14 protein-coding genes are annotated in these 20,079 nt (G+C 38.8%); 12 read left to right on the forward strand and 2 right to left on the reverse strand.

Features of this window, described 5'->3' with window-relative positions; translation table 11 throughout:
- Positions 1-2 precede the first annotated feature (2 nt).
- From CWS20_RS20830 to CWS20_RS20870, 10 genes are all read left to right on the forward strand, one after another.
- Entirely contained in the window at positions 3-7,133 is a 7,131-nt protein-coding gene (locus CWS20_RS20830) for an amino acid adenylation domain-containing protein (protein ID WP_066198958.1), read from the forward strand.
- Positions 7,134-7,135: 2 nt separating this feature from the next.
- Positions 7,136-7,354, forward strand: a complete 219-nt coding sequence (locus CWS20_RS20835) for an MbtH family protein (protein ID WP_066201699.1) — start codon at positions 7,136-7,138, stop codon at positions 7,352-7,354.
- On the forward strand, positions 7,354-8,358 hold the full coding sequence (locus CWS20_RS20840) for a DHA2 family efflux MFS transporter permease subunit (protein ID WP_241504232.1): 1,005 nt from the start codon (positions 7,354-7,356) through the stop codon (positions 8,356-8,358). Before CWS20_RS20835 ends, CWS20_RS20840 begins: the two co-directional genes overlap by 1 nt.
- On the forward strand, positions 8,331-8,762 hold the full coding sequence (locus CWS20_RS28825; protein WP_241504233.1) for an MFS transporter: 432 nt from the start codon (positions 8,331-8,333) through the stop codon (positions 8,760-8,762). The genes CWS20_RS20840 and CWS20_RS28825 overlap by 28 nt, the downstream gene beginning before the upstream one ends.
- A gap of 27 nt (positions 8,763-8,789) precedes the next feature.
- The gene (locus CWS20_RS20845; protein WP_083957411.1) at positions 8,790-9,467 is read left to right on the forward strand and encodes a 4'-phosphopantetheinyl transferase family protein; all 678 of its coding nucleotides are present in this window, start codon (positions 8,790-8,792) and stop codon (positions 9,465-9,467) included.
- A 110-nt stretch (positions 9,468-9,577) separates the two neighbouring features.
- Entirely contained in the window at positions 9,578-11,188 is a 1,611-nt protein-coding gene (locus CWS20_RS20850; protein WP_066198952.1) for a PucR family transcriptional regulator, read from the forward strand.
- Between the two features lie 216 nt (positions 11,189-11,404).
- On the forward strand, positions 11,405-12,871 hold the full coding sequence (locus CWS20_RS20855; RefSeq protein ID WP_066198949.1) for a CoA-acylating methylmalonate-semialdehyde dehydrogenase: 1,467 nt from the start codon (positions 11,405-11,407) through the stop codon (positions 12,869-12,871).
- A 15-nt stretch (positions 12,872-12,886) separates the two neighbouring features.
- On the forward strand, positions 12,887-14,239 hold the full coding sequence (locus CWS20_RS20860; protein WP_066198946.1) for an aspartate aminotransferase family protein: 1,353 nt from the start codon (positions 12,887-12,889) through the stop codon (positions 14,237-14,239).
- Between the two features lie 139 nt (positions 14,240-14,378).
- Positions 14,379-14,669 (forward strand): DUF3219 family protein, encoded by a 291-nt coding sequence (locus CWS20_RS20865; protein ID WP_066198943.1) that lies wholly within the window; start codon positions 14,379-14,381, stop codon positions 14,667-14,669.
- Positions 14,670-14,842: 173 nt separating this feature from the next.
- Positions 14,843-15,811 carry a bile acid:sodium symporter family protein gene (locus CWS20_RS20870; RefSeq protein ID WP_066198941.1) on the forward strand — a complete coding sequence of 323 codons (969 nt, stop codon included), beginning with the start codon at positions 14,843-14,845 and terminating at the stop codon, positions 15,809-15,811.
- A 45-nt stretch (positions 15,812-15,856) separates the two neighbouring features.
- Here CWS20_RS20870 and CWS20_RS20875 read toward each other — a convergent pair whose 3' ends face one another.
- Positions 15,857-17,032, reverse strand: a complete 1,176-nt coding sequence (locus tag CWS20_RS20875; RefSeq protein ID WP_066198938.1) for an MFS transporter — start codon at positions 17,030-17,032, stop codon at positions 15,857-15,859.
- Between the two features lie 410 nt (positions 17,033-17,442).
- Here CWS20_RS20875 and CWS20_RS20880 point away from each other — a divergent pair, with 410 nt between their 5' ends.
- The gene (locus CWS20_RS20880) at positions 17,443-17,637 is read left to right on the forward strand and encodes an IDEAL domain-containing protein (protein WP_066198934.1); all 195 of its coding nucleotides are present in this window, start codon (positions 17,443-17,445) and stop codon (positions 17,635-17,637) included.
- Between the two features lie 97 nt (positions 17,638-17,734).
- Positions 17,735-18,772, forward strand: a complete 1,038-nt coding sequence (locus tag CWS20_RS20885) for a P1 family peptidase (RefSeq protein WP_066198931.1) — start codon at positions 17,735-17,737, stop codon at positions 18,770-18,772.
- A gap of 139 nt (positions 18,773-18,911) precedes the next feature.
- On the opposite strand, the gene CWS20_RS20890 is transcribed toward CWS20_RS20885, so the two are convergent.
- On the reverse strand, positions 18,912-19,934 hold the full coding sequence (locus CWS20_RS20890) for a DUF1646 family protein (protein WP_066198929.1): 1,023 nt from the start codon (positions 19,932-19,934) through the stop codon (positions 18,912-18,914).
- Positions 19,935-20,079: the final 145 nt, after the last annotated feature.

Genomic DNA, 20,079 nt, shown 5'->3' on the forward strand with positions numbered 1-20,079 from the left:
TGATGATTGAAAATAAACGATATCCATTAACAGATGCTCAGGCTGGAATTTGGTTTGCTCACCAGCTTGAGCCTACTAGTCCTCTTTATAATACCGGAGAATTTGTTGAAATAAAGGATTCGATGAATGTAGCTGTATTTATTGAAGCAATAAAGGAAGCTGTTTATGAAGCGGATAGCTTACATATGAGATTTGGTGAGGATGATAACGGACCTTGGCAGCAAATAGAAAAGCATAAAGCATGTGTGCAATTCATTGATATTAGCCAAATGGAATCACCTAAAGAAACGGCCATCCAATTAATGAGATCAGATTTACGAGAAAGAATTGATTTAACTCAGGATCAGCTATTTAAACAAATGCTTTTCAAAGTCGATTCATCACACTATCTTTGGTACCAAAAAATACATCATATTGCAACGGATGCATACGCCTTTTCGCTGCTTACTAATCGTGTAGCTAATTTATATACCGACAAAATTGAAGAGAAGAACAATAACCGAAAACTCTTTTCCCGCTTTTCGGAAGTATTAGAAGAAGATGAAGCTTATAAGGAATCAGAGGATATTACAAACGATCAGCAATATTGGATGGGGAAATATAAAAATCTGCCAGAACCAATTAGTCTTACAGATAAAATTACTGCATCGAGTATTGACATATTAAAGGAACAACGAATACTTGATACTCAGCATTTGCAAATGCTAAAAGCCGCAGCAGGGAAAATGAAGGCTGGTTGGCCTGATATCATGTTTGCTGCGATGGCATTGTATATATATCGCATGACTGGCTCTCGGGATATTACTTTAGGCATTCCAATGATGAATCGGCTTCAATCAGCTTCTATTAATATTCCTTGCACGAAAATGAATATATTGCCGCTCTATGTACAGATCAAACCAGAGACCGCTTTTATTGATATTGTGAGGCATGTATCTAGAGAGCTACGTGAAAATAGCTGGCATCAAAGATATCGCCAAGAACAGCTGCAAAGAGATTTGCGAAAAATAGGCAATGGCAAGCAATTATTCGGGCCTCAAGTGAATGTTATGCCATTTTCATATAATCCTGTGTTTGGTGCAACAAAAGCTGCTACTTTTAAGCTATCTACTGGTCCAGTAGAAGATTTAACATTAAATATATATGATCAAGGCAATCATAATGGCATTGCAATCGATTTAGAGGGAAATGCAGCAAAGTATACGAGAGAAGAATTAAAGCTGCATTGTGATAGATTCCTCCACTTGCTGCAAAAACTAGCACAGATGTCTGTAGATGAACCTATTGGAAAGATCAGTATATTATTGCCTGAAGAAAGTGAAAAGGTATTAAACACATGGAATAATCATGCTGCGCCAATTGAGAAACATGATCCAGTCAGTCTTTTTCGTCATCAAGTCTTATCATCGCCAGAACGGGTAGCGGTCATGTGTAATGATACTGTTTTATCATATAAACAGCTTGATGAGCAATCCAACCGGCTTGCCCATGTATTAAGGAAAAGAGGTGTTGGCCCTGAGAAGTTTGCCGCTATTGCGTTAGAAAGGTCAGAAAACCTGCTCGTTAGCATACTAGCCATATGGAAAACAGGAGGTGCTTATTTGCCGCTTGACCCATCGTATCCCGAAGATCGCATCCATTATATGCTAGCTGATGCAAAACCTGAGTTGATCATAACCGACTCTCCATCTAGTGGTTGTATTCCGACAGAATTCACCCATTTAAAGTTTAATCTCGAAGATAAGCATGTGATGTCAGAAATTAATGAATCATCTGAGAAAAATATTAATTTCTTTAAGCATCAGTCTTTATTGCACGCCGCTTATATCATTTATACTTCAGGATCGACCGGAAAACCAAAGGGCGTTCTCGTATCGGCTGAAGGGCTTGTTCACTTTCTTCAATATATGAAAAAGCATTTTGCACTCAAGGAGAGTGATAGGTTATTAACTTTAACGACCATATCTTTTGATATATCAATTTTAGAAATGTTTATGCCTTTAATTAGCGGTGCAGCTTGTGTTTTAACTAGACGTGAAACTGTACAAGATCCAATCAGCTTAAACAATACAATCAAGAATAAAGCCATTACGATTATGCAAGCAACGCCAACTCATTGGCAAATGATTCTCTCACATCATCATTCATCGTTACAAGGAGTCAAGGCGTTAGTAGGAGGAGAGGCGCTGCCAGCATATTTAGCAAAAGAATTATCAGCTGCCTGTCATTCAGTAACAAATTTGTATGGCCCAACAGAAACGACTATTTGGTCTACTATATATTCGGTGAAAAGTGATCACCCTGTTTCAACCATTGGCAAGCCTATCGATCATACAAAAGTATATGTGCTTGATGAGAGTTTGCAGCCAGTTGCGCCTGGTATTGAAGGCGAGCTTTATATTGCAGGTAAAGGCTTGGCAAGAGGCTATCACGGAAGGATGGTTTTAACAGCTGAACGTTTTGTCGCCAACCCCTTTGATAAAGAGGGCAGCAGAATGTATCGCACAGGCGATATCGTTAAATGGAATAAAAATGGCCAGCTCAAATATATTAAACGTGCTGATGATCAGGTGAAAATTAGAGGCCATCGCATCGAATTGGGAGAAATAGAAAAAGTACTTTGCTCATTCTCAGATGAATTGAAAGCAAGAGTAATTGTGAGAGAAGATACACCTGGTGATCAACGGCTTGCAGCTTATGTGGTAGCAGATGGAATACAGCCAAAGCAAGAAAAGCTTACAGAACATGTCAAAAGGACATTGCCGGATTATATGGTACCTGGGGCATTTGTATTTTTAGATAAATTCCCGCTAACTTTGAATGGGAAATTGGATAAAAGAAAATTGCCAAGGCCGGAAGTTGAGCAAATGAATGTGGATTATAGCTCAATGAACGAGGACGAAAGAATCTTGCATGATATGTTTACAGAGTTATTAAATATCCCTGCAATTGCTTTAAATCAATCATTCTTTGATTTAGGCGGTCATTCTCTGCTTGCATCTAATTTAATTGCAAAAATAAGAAGAACATTTAAAAAAGAAATTCCGTTCACAACAATTTTCAAATACCCGACAATTAAAGAATTGTCACAACAAATAAAAGCAGGACAAGCTGTGGGACACGAAATGATATCAATTGAGAATAAAGGAAGCGTCCCGTTATCCTATGCCCAGAATAGGCTTTGGATTATTGACCAAATGGAAGGCCCTAGTGCAGCTTATAATATACCTTTAGTTATTGAATTAAATGGTCCATTAGATGTAAAAGCGCTAAACGAGGCATTACAAGAGGTAGTAGACCGACATGACTCATTAAGGACAGTATTTGCAGTGGAAAACGATTTACCAGTACAGAAGATTGTACCCGTAAAGAAAACGCCAGTGTTATTGCAAACAATAAAACTAAACAAAGATGAAATCGAAAATGTACTTAATCAGGCAGTTAGTGAAGAGTTTAAACTTAAAGCAGAACCACCATTTAAAGCAGCCTTGTACGAAATAGGAGAGGGTGAATATGTACTATTATTGCTTCTCCATCATATAATTGCTGATGGCTGGTCATTATCACCGTTAACTAAGGATTTATCAGAAGCATATAAAGCCAAAATAGAAGGAGATTCGATGATGGAGCAGCCGTCATTGGATTTACAGTATAAGGATTACACTTTATGGCAGAGGAAAATGATGGAGGATGGAACAAACGATAAAGATATGGCATATTGGAAAAAACAATTGAATCATCTTCCAGATGAAATTCCATTGCCTTTTGATATTCAAAGACCTAATAAAAGAAGTGATCAAGGAAAGCATTTTCCATTTGAAATAAAAGAGCATTTATTAACTGAGCTCAACAGTTTGGCAAAGAGAAAAAATGTGACGTTGTTTATGGTTCTACAGGCAGCCCTGTCCTCATTACTTTTCCGACTAGGTGCAGGAACAGATATCCCGCTAGGCACGCCAATAGCCGGAAGAAATGACCAAAAGCTTGACTCAATAATCGGATTTTTTGTCAATACTTTAGTCCTTAGAACAAATGTGGCCGGGAACCCGACATTCAGTGAGCTTTTGGATAGAGTGAAAGAGACCAATTTGGAGGCATACGATCATCAAGAAATCCCTTTTGAAAAGATTGTAGAGGCAGTTAATCCTGAACGGTCTGCAGCAAGACATCCGCTTTTCCAGATTATGCTGATTCTTCAAAGTACACCTGAACCGTCTATTGATTTTCCGAAAATGGCTTCTAAAGTGAAGTTAAGAGGGACGGGGACGGCAAAATTTGATTTAACCTTTGAATTATGGGAAAGGTCAAATAAACATGGCGGAATGGACGGATTAATTGAATATAGAACAGACCTATTTAATGAACGAATCGTCGCAAGACTGCTTAGTCTATGGCTGGCATTTCTAGAAAAAACAGTAGAAAATCCGGACATTCCTATTGGGTTCATCCCCATTGCAAGTAAGGAAGAAATCCAAGCTGTGCATAAGAAGCCACGATTAAGGAACAAAAATAAACAAAAGAAAACAATTGTTGAGCTATTTGAAGAGCAGGTAGCACGCTATCCTGATAAAGCTGCTGTATCATATAATGATGAAAAATTAACCTATGAACAATTAAATCAAAAAGCAAACCAACTGGCTCGTTACTTAATTGACCTTGGGGCTGGACCTGAAAAATTTATCGCTATTATGCTGCCAAGATCGATAGAGATGATGGTAAGTATTTTGGCTGTCATCAAGTCTGGTGCAGCTTATGTTCCTATTGATCCGGATTATCCAGCTGAACGTATCGGTTTTATTTTGTCAGATTCAGAGCCTTCATTATTAATCACTGATCATAATGGAATCAGGCAATTAGATGAATTCCCAGATGAACGCATACTCGATATTGGCGGTAAACCAGCTAGAGATCTATTGAAGTATACGACAGACAATATCCAAGACAATGAGCGTGAAGTAAGTGTGGCTCCTGGGAATGCTACCTATATTATTTATACTTCAGGGTCTACAGGCGTACCTAAAGGAGTGGTGATTCCTCATTCAAATGTGCTTCGTCTATTAAGCGAGACGGAGAATTGGTACCATTTTGATCATCATGATATTTGGACGATGTTCCATTCATATGCCTTTGACTTTTCCGTGTGGGAAATATGGGGCGCGCTTTTATATGGCGGCAAATTAGTCATTGTTCCTTATACAGTGAGCAGGACACCGGTAGAATTTTTGCAGCTGATCGTGCGAGAAAGAGTGACAGTGCTTAATCAAACTCCATCTGCCTTTTATCAGCTAATTAATGCTGAAAAAGAGAGAATTGAACTAGCTGATATGCTGTGTCTGAAATATATTATTTTTGGCGGTGAATCACTAGAGCTTGCTAGATTGAAAGAATGGTACAACATCCACAAAAATACGAGAACAAAACTGGTAAATATGTACGGTATTACTGAGACGACAGTACATGTGAGTTACTTGGAAATTCAGCCCGAAATTATCGAGAGAAAAGGAAATAGTTTAATAGGCGAAAGTATTCCTGATTTACAAGTCTATATTTTAGATGATTATTTGCAGCCGGTACCAATTGGTGTGACAGGTGAAATGTATGTTGCTGGAGGAGGGCTTGCAAGAGGATATTTGAACAGAAATGTGTTAACTGCCTCCAGGTTTGTTGCAAATCCTTTCGGAACACCTGGGAGCAGAATGTATAAAACAGGCGATCTTGCTAAATGGCAGGAGGATGGAACCCTCGATTATATCGGCCGGTCTGACCATCAAGTAAAATTGCGTGGATATCGCATAGAACTCGGAGAAATTAATTCAATTTTAATGCAACATGAAGCAGTTAAAGAAGCCGCAACGATCGTCAGCGATCAACACGGAGATAAGCATCTGGTAGGCTTTATTGTTGCATCTAGAGAAATAAAGAATATCGAATTAAGAGAATTTATGTCGTCGTTTCTACCAAATTACATGATTCCTTCAGCATTTGTCCAAGTTGAGGCAATCCCATTAACTTCGCATGGGAAATTGGATGTTAAGGCGCTTCCATCGCCCGAATATGAAGTGAACGTAAAAGGAAATGGGCCTAGTACACCAGGTGAAGAAATGCTTTGTGATTTATATGCAGAAATTCTTCATTTAGAGGAAGTAGGAGTAAATGACAGCTTCTTCGATTTAGGCGGACATTCATTATTAGCTGTTAGATTAATGAACCGCGTTCGAGAAGTGTTCGGCAAAGAGCTAGGAATCGGTGTTTTATTTGAGGCAGCAACAGTATCTGAGCTAATAAAGATAATAGATGGCGAAAGCCATTCAGCCAACTCTTTAAATACGCTGCTGCCATTACGAAAAAGCGGAACAGAGACGCCGTTATTTTGCGTTCATCCTGCCGGAGGACTAAGCTGGTGCTATGCGGGGTTCATGTCCTCATTAGGTCCAGAGTATCCGCTTTACGGACTTCAGGCAAAAGGGATACGTAAAAAAGAAACAAAGCCAGGCTCTCTCGTAGAAATGGCAAGGGATTATATTGATGAGCTGAAATCAGTGCAGCCTTATGGCCCATACCGGCTTCTTGGCTGGTCGCTAGGCGGAAATGTTGTGCATGCCATGGCGGTCGAACTGCAGGAGCAAGGTGAAGAAGTAGAGTTCATGGTTATATTAGATTCGTACCCTAGTCATTTTATTCCATTATCAGGAGAAGAGGGAGAGCAAGATGCCTTAATTGCTTTGCTTACATTAGGCGGATATGATCCAGATCAATTAAAGGATGAGCAGGTAACGATTGAAGGCGTGATTGAACTATTGAAGGATCATGGAAGCGCATTAGCTAGTCTTGATGAAAAGACAATTATAAATTTAAAAGATACGTATAAAAACTCTATTAAAATAATGTCAGAGTATAAACCGAAGCAATATAACGGAGACATGCTTTTCTTTAAATCAACGATTGTGCCTGACTGGTTTAAAGAAGCAGATCCAGCGAGATGGCTTCCTTTCTTGTGCGGAAAGATGAAACAATTTGATATCGAATGCCGCCATAAAGACATGTGTCAGCCGGTACCGCTTGCACAAATAGGTAAAATTATTTCACAAGAACTGCAAAAAAACGAAAAAGTGTTAGTAGAAGGGATTGAATGATTGTGACAAATCCATTTGAAAATAAAGATGGACTGTATTATGTGCTGAAAAATGATGAGGGACAATATTCTCTTTGGCCGCATTTTATTGATATTCCTAACGGATGGGAAATCGTTTTTGGGCAGGCTGATTTACTTGCCTGCCAAGACTATATCGAAACAAACTGGAAGGATCTCATTCCAAACAGCGTGAAAAAAGAAGTGATTGAGGCCCCTATGTAATGAGCGGGACGGGCTTATTTACCTCAAGAAAAGCAGTTTGTTTCGTATATGTATTAGCTATGTTCATGGCGTCGCTAGATGGAACAATTGTGTATGTGGCTTTACCTACTATTGGACAAGAATTTGGCGTTTCTTCAGCAGATTTAAGCGGCATTACTGTATGGTATCTTGTCGGTGTTGCAGCCATCCTGCCTATAGCAGGCTGGCTCGCTGGCCGCTTTGGCGGCAAGCGCATCTTTCTTTCTGCATTAACCTTGTTTACCATCGCTTCGATAGTATGCGGATTGTCTCAAACAGTGTTCATGCTCAGCGTTGCCAGATTCATTCAAGGGTTGGGGGGAGGTTTGCTTGCCCCCATTGGGATGGCAATGATTTTTAGAACGTTTTCTGTAGAAGAACGTCCGAGAGTTTCACGCTCATTAGTGTTGCCGATTGCCGTAGCTCCTGCTTTAGGTCCAATCGTTGGCGGAATAATTGTAGAATATATTTCCTGGCAATGGATATTTTTTATAAATATTCCGATTGGCATTGCTGCCTTGTTAATTGGTGTTAAATATCTTACTGAACATAAGGAGGCGGAGCCTGCCAAAATGGATTGGACAGGATTTATCCTCATTGTTGCGGGCTTTCCATTGCTTATGTTTTCGTTAACCCAAGTGTCTTCAAGAGGTTGGGATGCACCTGAAATCCTCATTTGTGGAATGACGGGATTAGTACTTGTTATATCATTCATTAAATATGCACTGAATAAAAACAAGCCGATCATGGATTTACAGCTGCTGTATGAGCCGACTTTTCGCAAGTTAAGCATTCTTTCTTTTTTTGCAGTCGGAGGGTTGCAGGGACTGCTGTTCTTATTTCCTGTGATGTACCAGCAGGCTGTAGGCGCAACTGCATTTGAAAGCGGATTGACAGTTTTTATAGAAGCGATTGGATTAATGGCTGCATCTAAGCTGATGCCTTGGACTTTAAAAAAATGGGCGTGTATTATGTTATCCTATTAGGATTTCTAGGTTCAGCAATCTTTTTCTTATTAATGAGCTTATTTGGCCCATTTGCCGATCCATGGCTCCTGCGGCTGCTCTTATTTGGCATTGGGCTGACGCTTGGCCACTCAGTAATAGCTATGCAATATACAACATTTACAAAAATTTCGTCAGTAAATATGGGGAAAGCAACAACACTATTCAATGTTCAAAACAGGCTAGGTGCGGCAATTGGCATCTCTGTGAATGCAAGCTTGCTAGTTTTTTTACAAAATCGAACAATGAGCAGTTTGACAAACCCAGCTCCTTATCAAATCTCAATTTTTGGAGCAGCTATATTCCTTCTTATAGCTCTTGTACTCACGGTCTTCAGCCGTAATGTGATACAGGAGACGGAACAAGCACAGCGAAAGGCTAGTTAAATAAAAGAGGAGAAAAAGACGTAAGCTATGATTAAAGTATTTGCATGTGAATTGCCCAATCAAAGAAGCTGGCAGCAGCTCAAGGATCTTAGTAAATTTATATCAAAAGAAAAGCAAGAAGCCGCAATCAAATTTAAGAAGGTGGATGATGCCTATCGGACAGTCATGTGTCAGCTTTTGCTACAGGCAGTTTTGTATAAAGAATATCAAATCCCAAAGAACTTAAATATTAGCTATACTCCATTTGGAAAACCATTTTTACAAAATCAATCTGATGTGTATTTTAATTTGTCCCACTCTGGAAATTGGTGTGTATGTGCAGTAAATGGCGAAAGAGTAGGCATCGATGTGGAAAAAGCTGAGGAAATTCCAAGAGATTTGCTACATATTGTACTATCAAATGATGAAATGGAAGAGTACTGTGAGTTGGAATCCCGTTTTTTCGAAAAATGGACATTAAAAGAAAGCTATTTAAAAGCAATAGGAACAGGATTATCAACCTCTTTGGAATCGGTAGAAATCTATCCTTGCATAGATGGAATGTATCATGTTTTTCACCAACAAGAAAAATTCTTGCCTGGTGAATGCAAGCTCTATCAGCTATGTACGGATTATAAATTATCTGTATGCTCGTTAGGAAATCAGTCTCGTTTTGATCAACAAATACACAAATACACATTTGAAGAAATTCTTCAATGTCAATAAGAAGAACGGTTTCTTTTTACTTAAGGTAAAGAGAAGCCGTATTTTTTTTGACAAAATGTCTATTCTTTATTAATATTTTATATATTCAGAAAATATAAGGAGGGGAATGAGTGAAATCATATTTAACTGTAGAGGATATTCTGCAAAGAAGGCATTTTGAAAGAATTGAGATAGCTGCTGGTAAAGAAGGGCTCAAACGCCTTGTTAAATGGGTCCATATAGTGGAAGTTACGAAGATTGGCAATCTACTGCGAGGCAATGAACTGATTCTTTCAACTGCTGTGGCGTGGAGAGAAAGGAAAGAACTATTTATTTCTATTCTGCAGCAATTGATTAAATCTAATGCTGCAGGTCTTTGTATAGAAATCGGTACATATACAAAAGCAATACCGCATGAGATTATTGCCATGGCAAATAAAGCCGAGTTTCCCATCATTTTAATTATGAAAGAAGTTCCCTTTGTTGAAATCACCCAAGATATCCATACACTCCTTATTAATCGGCAATATGATATGCTAGCAAGCTTAGAAGAGCATTCAAAAATATTAAACAAAAAACTGTTGTCAATTAATCACTATGATGAAATTTTACGAGTGATTTATGATGATTTACAAGCGCAGATCGTTTTGTTATTTAAAAACTATGAAACTAGGTTCTTTCCTGATATAGGTGACTTAAAGAAAAGTATTTTAATGAAAGCGATAGAGACTGAAAGATGTGAAGAGCTATCAAAATACTCTATATTATCAACGCCAATAGAATTGCTGGGAGAAAGTTATGCGGAAATATTAATTGTTTCTGAAAGCCGGGCCTTAACAGAATATGATCAGCTCATTTTAGATCGCACAGCAAATGCACTAGCGCAATTCTTTGTCAGGGAATTATTTGTAGAGGAAAAGCGAAGAGTTGAAGAAACCGAATGGGTAAACGCTTGGCTGGATGGGAGGGAAACAAAAGCATCCATCCTCGAGAACTTATCCTATTATATGCCAAGAGTAAGTCCGCAAGGGGCTGTTGTATGCATCTATCAGCAGGAAGAACGGAGCCAAAATATCAATCTGACCTATTTTAAGCTTTATTTTCGCTCCATTTTAGAACAAAAGGGGTTCTCTTTTCTTGCAATAGAAAAATATCATTCTGTCATCCTAATTATTATAAATGAAAGGCGAGAGAGCGATTGGAAGAAAAGGATGACAGAGGCTATTCAAAGATTGCTAGAGTCGGATTTAGAGATTGGAAAGTTAAACTCAAAACCGCAAATTGGTGTTGGTAAATATGTAAGTCAATTAGAGAGGATTTCAGAAAGCTTAGAGACAGCAGTTGAAACGGTTAGGATTAATAAACAGTTAGCAACATCGAATAGCTATTTTTATGATGACCTCCATATTTTTCGCGTTATTTCTATTTTAAATAGGCAGTTGGATTTGCAAGAGATCGTAATGGAGTATTTAGAACCGGTCGTAACATATGATCAAGAGCATAATGGGAAATTATTAGATACATTAAAAACCTATTTAGCCTGCAGTGGCTCTAAGAAGGAGACAGCAAAAATATTATTTATTGTCCGGCAAACATTGTATCATCGCTTAGAAAAGCTTGAACAATTGCTAGGACCTGATTTTATGGAGCATGAGAAGCGATTGGCACTTGAATTCATGGTAAAGGCTCACGAATATTTGGTGGCTTCAAAACAGGAAATTATTGGAGTAGGGAAGATATAAGATGTAAAAAAGGCAGCTAGTTTAGCTGCTTTTTGTCATTCCTTTCGAATGTATTCTGATTTATGGTAGCGCTGCAGGTTGTCCGGTTCTTTACCGATTGTTCAGCATATGAACATTATCTTCTTACATTATGTCTAATGATAGCGACAAAAAAGTAAGAGATAATAATACATAAGTTATTTTCTGAATAATCTAATATCAAGGAGGATTCGACTAATGGCATTAATTAAAGAAGAAACAGCAGTACTGAAAAACTATATTAATGGTGAATGGGTAGATGCAAAAGGCACTGATACGATGGACGTTCCGAACCCTGCAACTGGTGAAACAATTGTCAAGGTGCCCATTTCCTCTATTGAAGATGTAAATCTCGCAGTTAAAGCGGCGAATGAAGCTTTTAAAACTTGGAAAAAAACACCTGTTCCAAAGAGAGCACGCATTCTTTATAAATATCATTATTTGCTGACAGAAAATCATGAAAAACTAGCAAAATTAATTGTTGAGGAAAATGGAAAAGCATATAAAGAAGCTTATGGAGAAGTGCAGCGTGGAATTGAATGTGTAGAGTTTGCTGCTGGTGCCCCTACATTAATGATGGGTGAAACACTATCAAATATAGCAGAGGACATCGATTCACAAATGTTTCGCTATCCTCATGGAGTGGTTGGCGGTATCACGCCATTTAACTTTCCGATGATGGTTCCTCTCTGGATGTTCCCGCTCGCTATCGCATGCGGAAATACATTTGTATTAAAGCCATCGGAACGAACACCGATCTTATCAAATGAGCTTGTAAAATTATTTACAGAAGCAGGGGCGCCAAAAGGTGTACTAAATGTTGTTCATGGCGCACATGATGTAGTAAATGGTCTTTTAGATCATGAGGATGTGAAGGCCATTTCCTTTGTCGGATCACAGCCGGTCGCAAAATATGTATATGAGAGAGCCGCAGGCAAAGGCAAGCGCGTGCAAGCATTGTCAGGAGCGAAAAATCATCATATTGTTATGCCTGATGCGGACCTAGATAAAGCAATTGCCAATATAATCAGCTCAACTTTTGGCAGCGCTGGCCAGCGTTGTATGGCATGCAGTGCAGTAGTAGTAGTTGGAGACGGAAAAGCATTTGTAAGCAAATTGAAAGAAAAGGCGGATGAATTAATCATTGGCAGCGGTATGAATGAAGAAGTACTTCTTACACCTGTCATTAGAGATTCCCATCGTCAAAAAGTATTAGGCTATATCGATGCAGGTATTGAAGAAGGTGCCACTTTGCTGCGCGATGGTCGCAAAGAAATGGATGAAATCGAAAAAGGGACATTTTTGGGACCAACGATTTTTGATCATGTAAAACCGGATATGACGATTGCAAAAGATGAAATATTTGCACCGGTGTTAAGTTTGCTGCGCGCAGAGGATTTGGATGAAGGGCTTGATTATATCCGTAAGTCGCGCTACGGAAATGGAGCAACGATTTACACGAAGGATGCAAGAGCGGTGAGGCAGTTTAGAGAAGAAGCAGATGCAGGCATGCTCGGAATTAATATCGGTGTACCGGCGACAATGGCTTTCTTCCCATTCTCTGGATGGAAGGATTCATTTTATGGCGATCTCCATGTGAATGGAAAAGATGGTGTGAACTTCTATACTCGTAAAAAGATGATCACTTCAAGATTTGATTATTAAATGGGAGGGAATGATATGGCAGACGTAAAACAAGGAACGGATTGGCTTACAAAAGATAAGAATTTATTATGGCACTCAATGAAGCCGTACAGTCCAGAGTCTACTTTGATAGCTGAAAAGGCTGAAGGCGCATGGATTACAGACCATACTGGGAAGCGCTATCTTGACGCGATGGCTGGATTATGGTGTGTGAATGCCGGCTATGGGAGAACGGAGCTGGCTGAGGCTGCATATGAGCAGTTAAAGCAGATGGCTTATTTCCCGCTGTCACAAAGTCATACGCCAGCAATTCAACTTGCCGAAAAACTCAATGAAATACTTGGCGGAGATTATGTATTCTTCTTCTCAAATAGCGGGTCGGAAGCAAATGAGACGGCATTTAAAATTGTTAGGCAATATCATCAACAAAAAGGGGAGCCGGAAAGGTACAAAATCATATCGCGCTACCGCGGCTACCATGGAAATACTATGGGAACGCTCGCTGCAACTGGGCAAGCGCAGCGCAAATTTAAATATGAGCCGCTTGCACCCGGATTCATTCACGTAGCTCCACCTGATGTTTATCGAAACCCAGAAGATGATCGCACACAGCCAAGCGAGCTGTCTTCTGTCAAAGAGATTGATCGCGTGATGACATGGGAGCTGAGTGAAACGATTGCAGCGGTCATAATGGAGCCAATTATTACAGGCGGAGGCATTATCATGCCTCCTGAAGGGTATATGACTGGTGTCAAAGAAGTATGTGAAAAACATGGAGCGTTGTTAATATGTGATGAAGTAATCAATGGCTTTGGCCGAACAGGCGAAGCTTTTGGCTTTATGAATTATGGTGTGCAGCCTGACATTATAACGATGGCAAAAGGAATTACTAGCGCTTATCTCCCTTTATCCGCGACTGCGGTTAAAAAGGAAATTTATGAAGCCTTTAAAGGGTCTGAGGAGTATGACTATTTGCGGCACGTCAATACATTTGGCGGTAATCCTGCAGCTTGTGCACTAGCATTAAAGAACCTTGAAATTATGGAGGATGAACAGCTTTATCTCCGTTCTAAAACGCTAGGAGCACTGTTCAAGCAAAACTTAGCCGACAAGTTGAGCGACCATCCATATGTAGGCGATATAAGAGGAAAAGGGTTGCTCATTGGAATAGAACTTGTGAAAAACAAAGATTCAAAAGAACCGCTTAGTGCCGACAAAGTAAATAAAATAATTGCTGGCTGTAAACAAAAAGGAATCCTTATTGGGAAAAACGGGGCGACAGTAGCTGGTTTTAACAATGTATTAACGATTGCACCGCCGCTCAATATTAGGGAAGAAGATATTCAGTTGATTGTTGAAACACTGACTGAAGAAATGAAGTCTTTATAGTAAATAAAAAGCACTCGCAATCTTTCAGGAAGAGGTTGCGGGTGCTTTCATCTACTAAAGGAGGATAAGCAAATTTCTTCATTAATTCTAATCTACTTTGATAATATAATATTTGAAAGAAAAAAAGGAGACGATACCATTGGCTCAAAGTATTAAACTAAATGATCATATTATTAATGTAGAGAACTATGAAGAGCAAAACATAAACGGACTCACACAAGTTTCGGTTGACTTTAAAGTGACAAGTGAAAATTATCATGAAATAGCTGTTCTATTATATGAAGGCACTTTTAATGTCGATGTTCCTGATAAAAACCTCAATTTTAACGGGACAATCACTCAATACTACACATCCGTAACGAATTTATATAAAGAGGGCGAAATTGGTGATTATCATGTAACTTTAATGGAAGTTTCACTGGAAAATTGAATCATGAGAGAAACCTTTCGGATGTGCCGGAAGGTTTCTTTATTGTTTGACACTTCGAGGATTTATGACCTGTAAAATGCTTCACCCCCCTAACACAATTGAGAAAAAGCGTTATAATATATAACGTAGATAACTTAATAAACAGAATAATAGTTTAAAAGGAGTGATGTATTATGCTGGCGCGCTTAAATAGTCAGCTGGAAAAGAAAATGCCATTGATCACTCCGACAAGTGTTGTTATTGGTGTTCTTCTCGCAGCTTTTTTGGAAAATCTCGCTTTCTTAATTCCATGGATTTTTGCTTTTATGACCTTTGCCGGAAGTTTGAAAGCTAATTTTTCCTCAATGAAGAAAGCAATCGCGCATCCGCTTCCGCTTTTCATCGTCTTATTTGTCCTTCATATTATGATGCCGCTATGGGCATGGGGAGTCGGACATATTACATTTGCTGGAGACACATTTACCATTACAGGTTTAATCCTCATGATGGCTATTCCTACGGGTATATCCAGTTTGATATGGGTATCCATTTATAAGGGCAGCATCCCTTTAACGTTAACGATTATTTTAATTGATACGCTGCTGTCGCCAGTTATTGTCCCATTGACATTGACGCTTTTAGTAGGCGCTCAGGTAGATATGGATGTCTTCAGCATGATGAAAGGGCTAATCATGATGATCGTTATCCCATCATTACTTGCCATGGCAGTTAATCATTTAACAAAGGATAAGGTCTCCACATTATTAAGTGCCAGGCTTGCTCCGTTTTCAAAAATTGGTATGGCATTCGTTGTGATGATAAATAGTGCGGTTGTCTCGCCTTTCCTTAAAAATCTGGATCTTAAACTAGCAGGTTTAATCTTGACCGTCTTTTTTGTCGCTTTTACAGGATATATGTTTGCGTTTATCATCGGAAGATACTTAATGGGAGATGACCGCGAAGCCATTATTGCAATTACTTTTAATGGAGGGATGAGAAATATTAGTGCAGGCTCTGTACTTGCCGTTTCTTATTTTCCGCCGCCAGTTGCTGTACCTGTTGTCATTGGCATGCTATTTCAACAAATACTTGCTGCAATATTTGGCTCGATCATTGACCGTTTCTATCGCCAAAATATGATTGTGAAGAAACAGGCAATGTAAAGTGAATGCGAAAAAACCGGGCTGAAATTCTCAGACCCGGTTTTTCTATGCCGCTTTATTTTTCATTAACATGCTAATATAAATAAAAATCGAAAGAAGTACTGAAAATGCCGCAACTACATAAATGGAACTGTATCCAAAGAAATAGGCGATTTGGCCAAACATGATGGAACCGATGCCGATTCCTAAATCAAAAAAGGAGAAAAAGGTGGCGTTTGCCATTCCTCTACGGTTGATCGGTGCTTCCTTCACAGACCACGCTTGAAGTGCAGGCTGAATGGTTCCAAATCCTAAACCGTAAAAAATAGCCGCAAGATACAGCATATAATTGTTCGGCAGCCATGCAAGTAAACACATGGCAATGATAATCATGACTGTTCCAGGAATAAACACAGCCTGATGCCCGCGGCGATCATAAATTCTCCCGGCAAAAGTTCGGCTAATCAATAAAGCCAATGCATATAAGAAGAAGTACCACTCAATGCCATCCAAGCCTTTTTGCAGTGAATAGATCGGAAGAAATGTTGCAATTCCGCCAAATGTAACTGTTATAAAAAAGATAAGAATGGATGGAGGGATGGCAGACTTTTCATAAATATCCCATTTTCTTTTCGGCACTTCCACTGTAACTGGTTCAACTTCTTTATATTTAATAAAGGCAGAAAGCGTAAACGCAGCTAAGCCGAGCAATGCACAAATAAGAAATAATTGTGTAAAGCTAATTTTTCCTACTAATGCGAGACCGAGTGTCGGGCCGAATGCCAAGGCAAGGTTACCAGATAATCCGTAATAGCCCATGCCTTCACCGCGCCTTTTTGGCGGAATAAGATCTGTCGCAATTGTTCCTGATGCAGTTGTTGAAAATCCCCATCCTACTCCTTGAATTAATCTAAGAAGAAATAAAAAAGCAATGCTATGTATAAGTCCGATTAATCCGATTGAAATAACAAATATACCTAAGCCAGTTAAGAAAATAAAGCGTCTTCCTCTTGTTTCGAGCGCATGTCCTGCATATGGCCTCATTAGTAAGGATGAAAAAGTAAAAATCCCAATAACCATTCCAATTAATTGATCATTTCCGCCAAGCTCTTCTACAAATAATGGCAAGGTAGGCAAAGTCATCTGAAATCCTAAAAAGACAAAGAAATTTGCAAGACATATTAAAGTGAAATCTCTAGTCCAGATTTTTTCCTTTTTCAAATTCTCGGTTGAGCCTTCCATGAAACCCACCCCCTGTCGTGATGATTGTTTATTGCGAAATATTTTGAGTTCCTAAATACCAATTATAGATGACAAACCTGTATTTGGAAAGAGAATGGCACAATAATAGCAAAAGAGGTTTAATATAGCTTAAGATGTGGAAATAAAGAAATATCAGCATGATTTGAATGGCTTGATCAGGCACTTATTAAGATAGGCAATTTTTTTAAGAGTGTTCGTTTTAAGGTGAGAAGAAATTCTAGCGAGGAAAAATTAAAAAAGATCACCGGTCACCACGAAAAAAGCAAAATGCAGGCAGCAAGGCTTCTGATCAAAGAGCAACGAAAAACAGCTCAAAAAATATATATTGGATTTGAATTATCAGAAATCTTTTGTTATAATAGAAAAAAGGTCAAGGGGTTGATTTCAAAATGGAAAAGTACACGCTTAACTCAACAGTCCAATCCGATGAAAATCAAATGTCACTCGTAGCGGAACAAGTGTTAAATGAAGCCTTGCTTGCATTCAGAAAAGAAAAGCTCCGACAAGAGATTGATAAGACCCTTCAAGAAAGAAACAAAGAAAAGTTTATGGAATTAACCAAAGAATTAAATAACCTAACTTAACTTATATGAAAAAGGCAGTCTTCTTAACTGAAGGCTGTCTTTTTGCATGTATAAATAAATGATAAACTAATGGAAAAAGAAAGTGGAGCTGAGAAAAATGAAAATCCGTGAGAGAGGATTAATTATAGGCCAATATCCGACCGGGAAGCATAATTGCCTTACAGATGTACCAGGTGTAAAAGTTGGCCACATTACTTTACATAAGAAAATAAGTGAAGAAGAGCATGCTTGTACGGGAGTAACAGCTATTCTTCCTCATGAAGGCAATCTCTTTCTGGAAAAGGTTGTAGCCGCTTCATATGTGATCAATGGTTTTGGCAAGACAACAGGGCTAGTTCAATTAGACGAGCTTGGTCTACTCGAATCGCCTATCATGTTATCAAATACGTTTGCTGTTCCAGCAGTTACACACGGAACGATTGAATATATGTTAAAAAATAATAGAGAAATCGGCGATACGACGGGTACGATAAATATCGTGACAGGTGAATGTAACGATGGCTATTTAAATTCAATTAGAGAACTTCCGATAAAGCCGGAACATGCCATTGAAGCAATAGAAAATGCGGTCCATACACCATGTGAAGAAGGTGCAGTTGGAGCAGGGAAAGGGATGGTTTGCTTTGGCTATAAAGGCGGCATCGGCACTTCTTCAAGAATCGTTGCAGATAATAATCAGCGTTCCTACCATCTTGGCTGTCTCGTATTAAGCAATTTTGGTGGCAAGGTTGAATTTCCATTTGATAAGTATATGGGTTCTTCTGTGAAGGATAAGGATGTAAAAGAAACACCTGATGGATCAATTATGATTATATTAGGCACAGATATTCCCTTAACAGATCGTCAATTAAAACGGATTGCAAAGAGGTGCGGAATTGGTCTTGGTAGAACGGGCAGCAATTATAGTCATGGCAGTGGAGATATCGTCATTGCATTTTCCAATGGTTTAAAAATACCTCATCATTATAAAGAGGATTTCTCACAGCAAACAGTAATTAGAGAAAATCATCCGATCATGAATGAAATTTTCTCTGCAGCTGCAGAAGTAACAGAAGAGGCTATTCTTAATTCGCTTTCACAAGCGGAAACGACAACCGGGAGGAAAGGCAGAACGGTTTACTCGTTATTTTCATAAAAAAAACCCTCTTAACGCAAGAGGATTCCGCCTTGGTATACTGCAGCTTTAATAGGTGAAGTGTTGGCTTGACGCTCGCACTGCTAAAAAGCGAGCTTACTTTAGTCTCAAATCCTCTTAAGAGAGACAACGTCGAGTGCTATTGAATCAACATTAAAACGACGAAATAGCCTAGCATAAAAACAAATCCAATCGGTAAGCCAAACTTCGCCCATTCTTTGCTGGATATTTGCAGTTTTCCAGCAGAGATAATATTCGGGATATTTCCTGGTACAAGCATACCGCCGCTGATGAGCAGGCCGAGCAGAATCGCCTGTACAGTATCATGGCTCATTGCAGGGCTAATTTCAGCAGCTGCCAGTGTAGCATTATCTAATACTGCAGATAAAATATTGATCCAATATAGTGTAGAAGGGTCTAAGCCGACAATATATTTATTAATAATCGGTTCAAATCCTGCTCCTAAAAAGGTTAATCCCATAACAAAAAAATAAATCTTTAATGAGCGAATAAAAATTTCACCATAGTTTTCATTTTGGGTATGTAATCCATCGGTGGCCTTGCTTTGCGGTTTAGGAGGAGAAACTAATAGTGCTGCTAAAATGCCAAACAATAGGATAGCTGCGAAAATTTCACCACCAACAAGGCGGACGAGAAAGAAGAAATCTTCATTTAATTTACTAATGGCAATGGTTGATAAAGGCTCCCCGATTGGCGTTAATGACGCCCCAAGCCCGATTGAAAAACAGGCAAGAACAACAAGCTTAATTTGTGACGTGCGTTCAAGCTGTAGAGAAGATGTAATTAATACAAGCACAAGCGCAGCAATGATTGCCGTAATTACACTTGAGATGAGTCCAAGGGTAATGACAACAAGTGCACAAAACAAACGAAAGGGAATCATTCTGCTTATTTTAGTAATGCTATTTTCAAGCTGGTTTTGAAACCATTTAAAAAAAAGACCAGCAATAAAAACGGCAAAAGCAATATTTATAGGATCAGAGGCAGCTTTTAAAAATAATGCTTCTGAATAAACTCCGCTTACAAACACTGCAAGCAATCCCATAAAGAATAAAAACATTTCCAGGTTTTCCTCTATCGCTCTTACGGAAAAAGGAAGAAATAGCACAAATAAAAAGATGATGATAAGTCCTAGAATCATTGGTAATTGTCTCCATTACATCTTATTATCCTGTTTGTAAAAACAGAATTAATACATATATATGAGAGGATAGGACAAACTTTCCATAAATATAGAATTTCAGTATATTGACATCAAAAAAAGACCTGAAAGAGTTTTCAGGTCC

The sequence above is a fragment of the Cytobacillus horneckiae genome (genome assembly GCF_002835735.1).
Taxonomy (GTDB): Bacteria; Bacillota; Bacilli; order Bacillales; family Cytobacillaceae; genus Cytobacillus; species Cytobacillus horneckiae.

Excerpts from the sequence above, each read along its gene's own strand:
- CWS20_RS20830 (WP_066198958.1), top strand. The coding sequence starts at position 3 with ATGATTGAAAATAAACGATATCCATTAACAGATGCTCAGGCTGGAATT.
- CWS20_RS20840 (WP_241504232.1), top strand. The coding sequence starts at position 7,354 with ATGAGCGGGACGGGCTTATTTACCTCAAGAAAAGCAGTTTGTTTCGTA.
- CWS20_RS28825 (WP_241504233.1), top strand. The coding sequence starts at position 8,331 with ATGGGCGTGTATTATGTTATCCTATTAGGATTTCTAGGTTCAGCAATC.
- CWS20_RS20845 (WP_083957411.1), top strand. The coding sequence starts at position 8,790 with ATGATTAAAGTATTTGCATGTGAATTGCCCAATCAAAGAAGCTGGCAG.
- CWS20_RS20855 (WP_066198949.1), top strand. The coding sequence starts at position 11,405 with ATGGCATTAATTAAAGAAGAAACAGCAGTACTGAAAAACTATATTAAT.
- CWS20_RS20860 (WP_066198946.1), top strand. The coding sequence starts at position 12,887 with ATGGCAGACGTAAAACAAGGAACGGATTGGCTTACAAAAGATAAGAAT.
- CWS20_RS20870 (WP_066198941.1), top strand. The coding sequence starts at position 14,843 with ATGCTGGCGCGCTTAAATAGTCAGCTGGAAAAGAAAATGCCATTGATC.
- CWS20_RS20875 (WP_066198938.1), bottom strand. The coding sequence starts at position 17,032 with ATGGAAGGCTCAACCGAGAATTTGAAAAAGGAAAAAATCTGGACTAGA.
- CWS20_RS20880 (WP_066198934.1), top strand. The coding sequence starts at position 17,443 with ATGGAAAAGTACACGCTTAACTCAACAGTCCAATCCGATGAAAATCAA.
- CWS20_RS20885 (WP_066198931.1), top strand. The coding sequence starts at position 17,735 with ATGAAAATCCGTGAGAGAGGATTAATTATAGGCCAATATCCGACCGGG.
- CWS20_RS20890 (WP_066198929.1), bottom strand. The coding sequence starts at position 19,934 with ATGATTCTAGGACTTATCATCATCTTTTTATTTGTGCTATTTCTTCCT.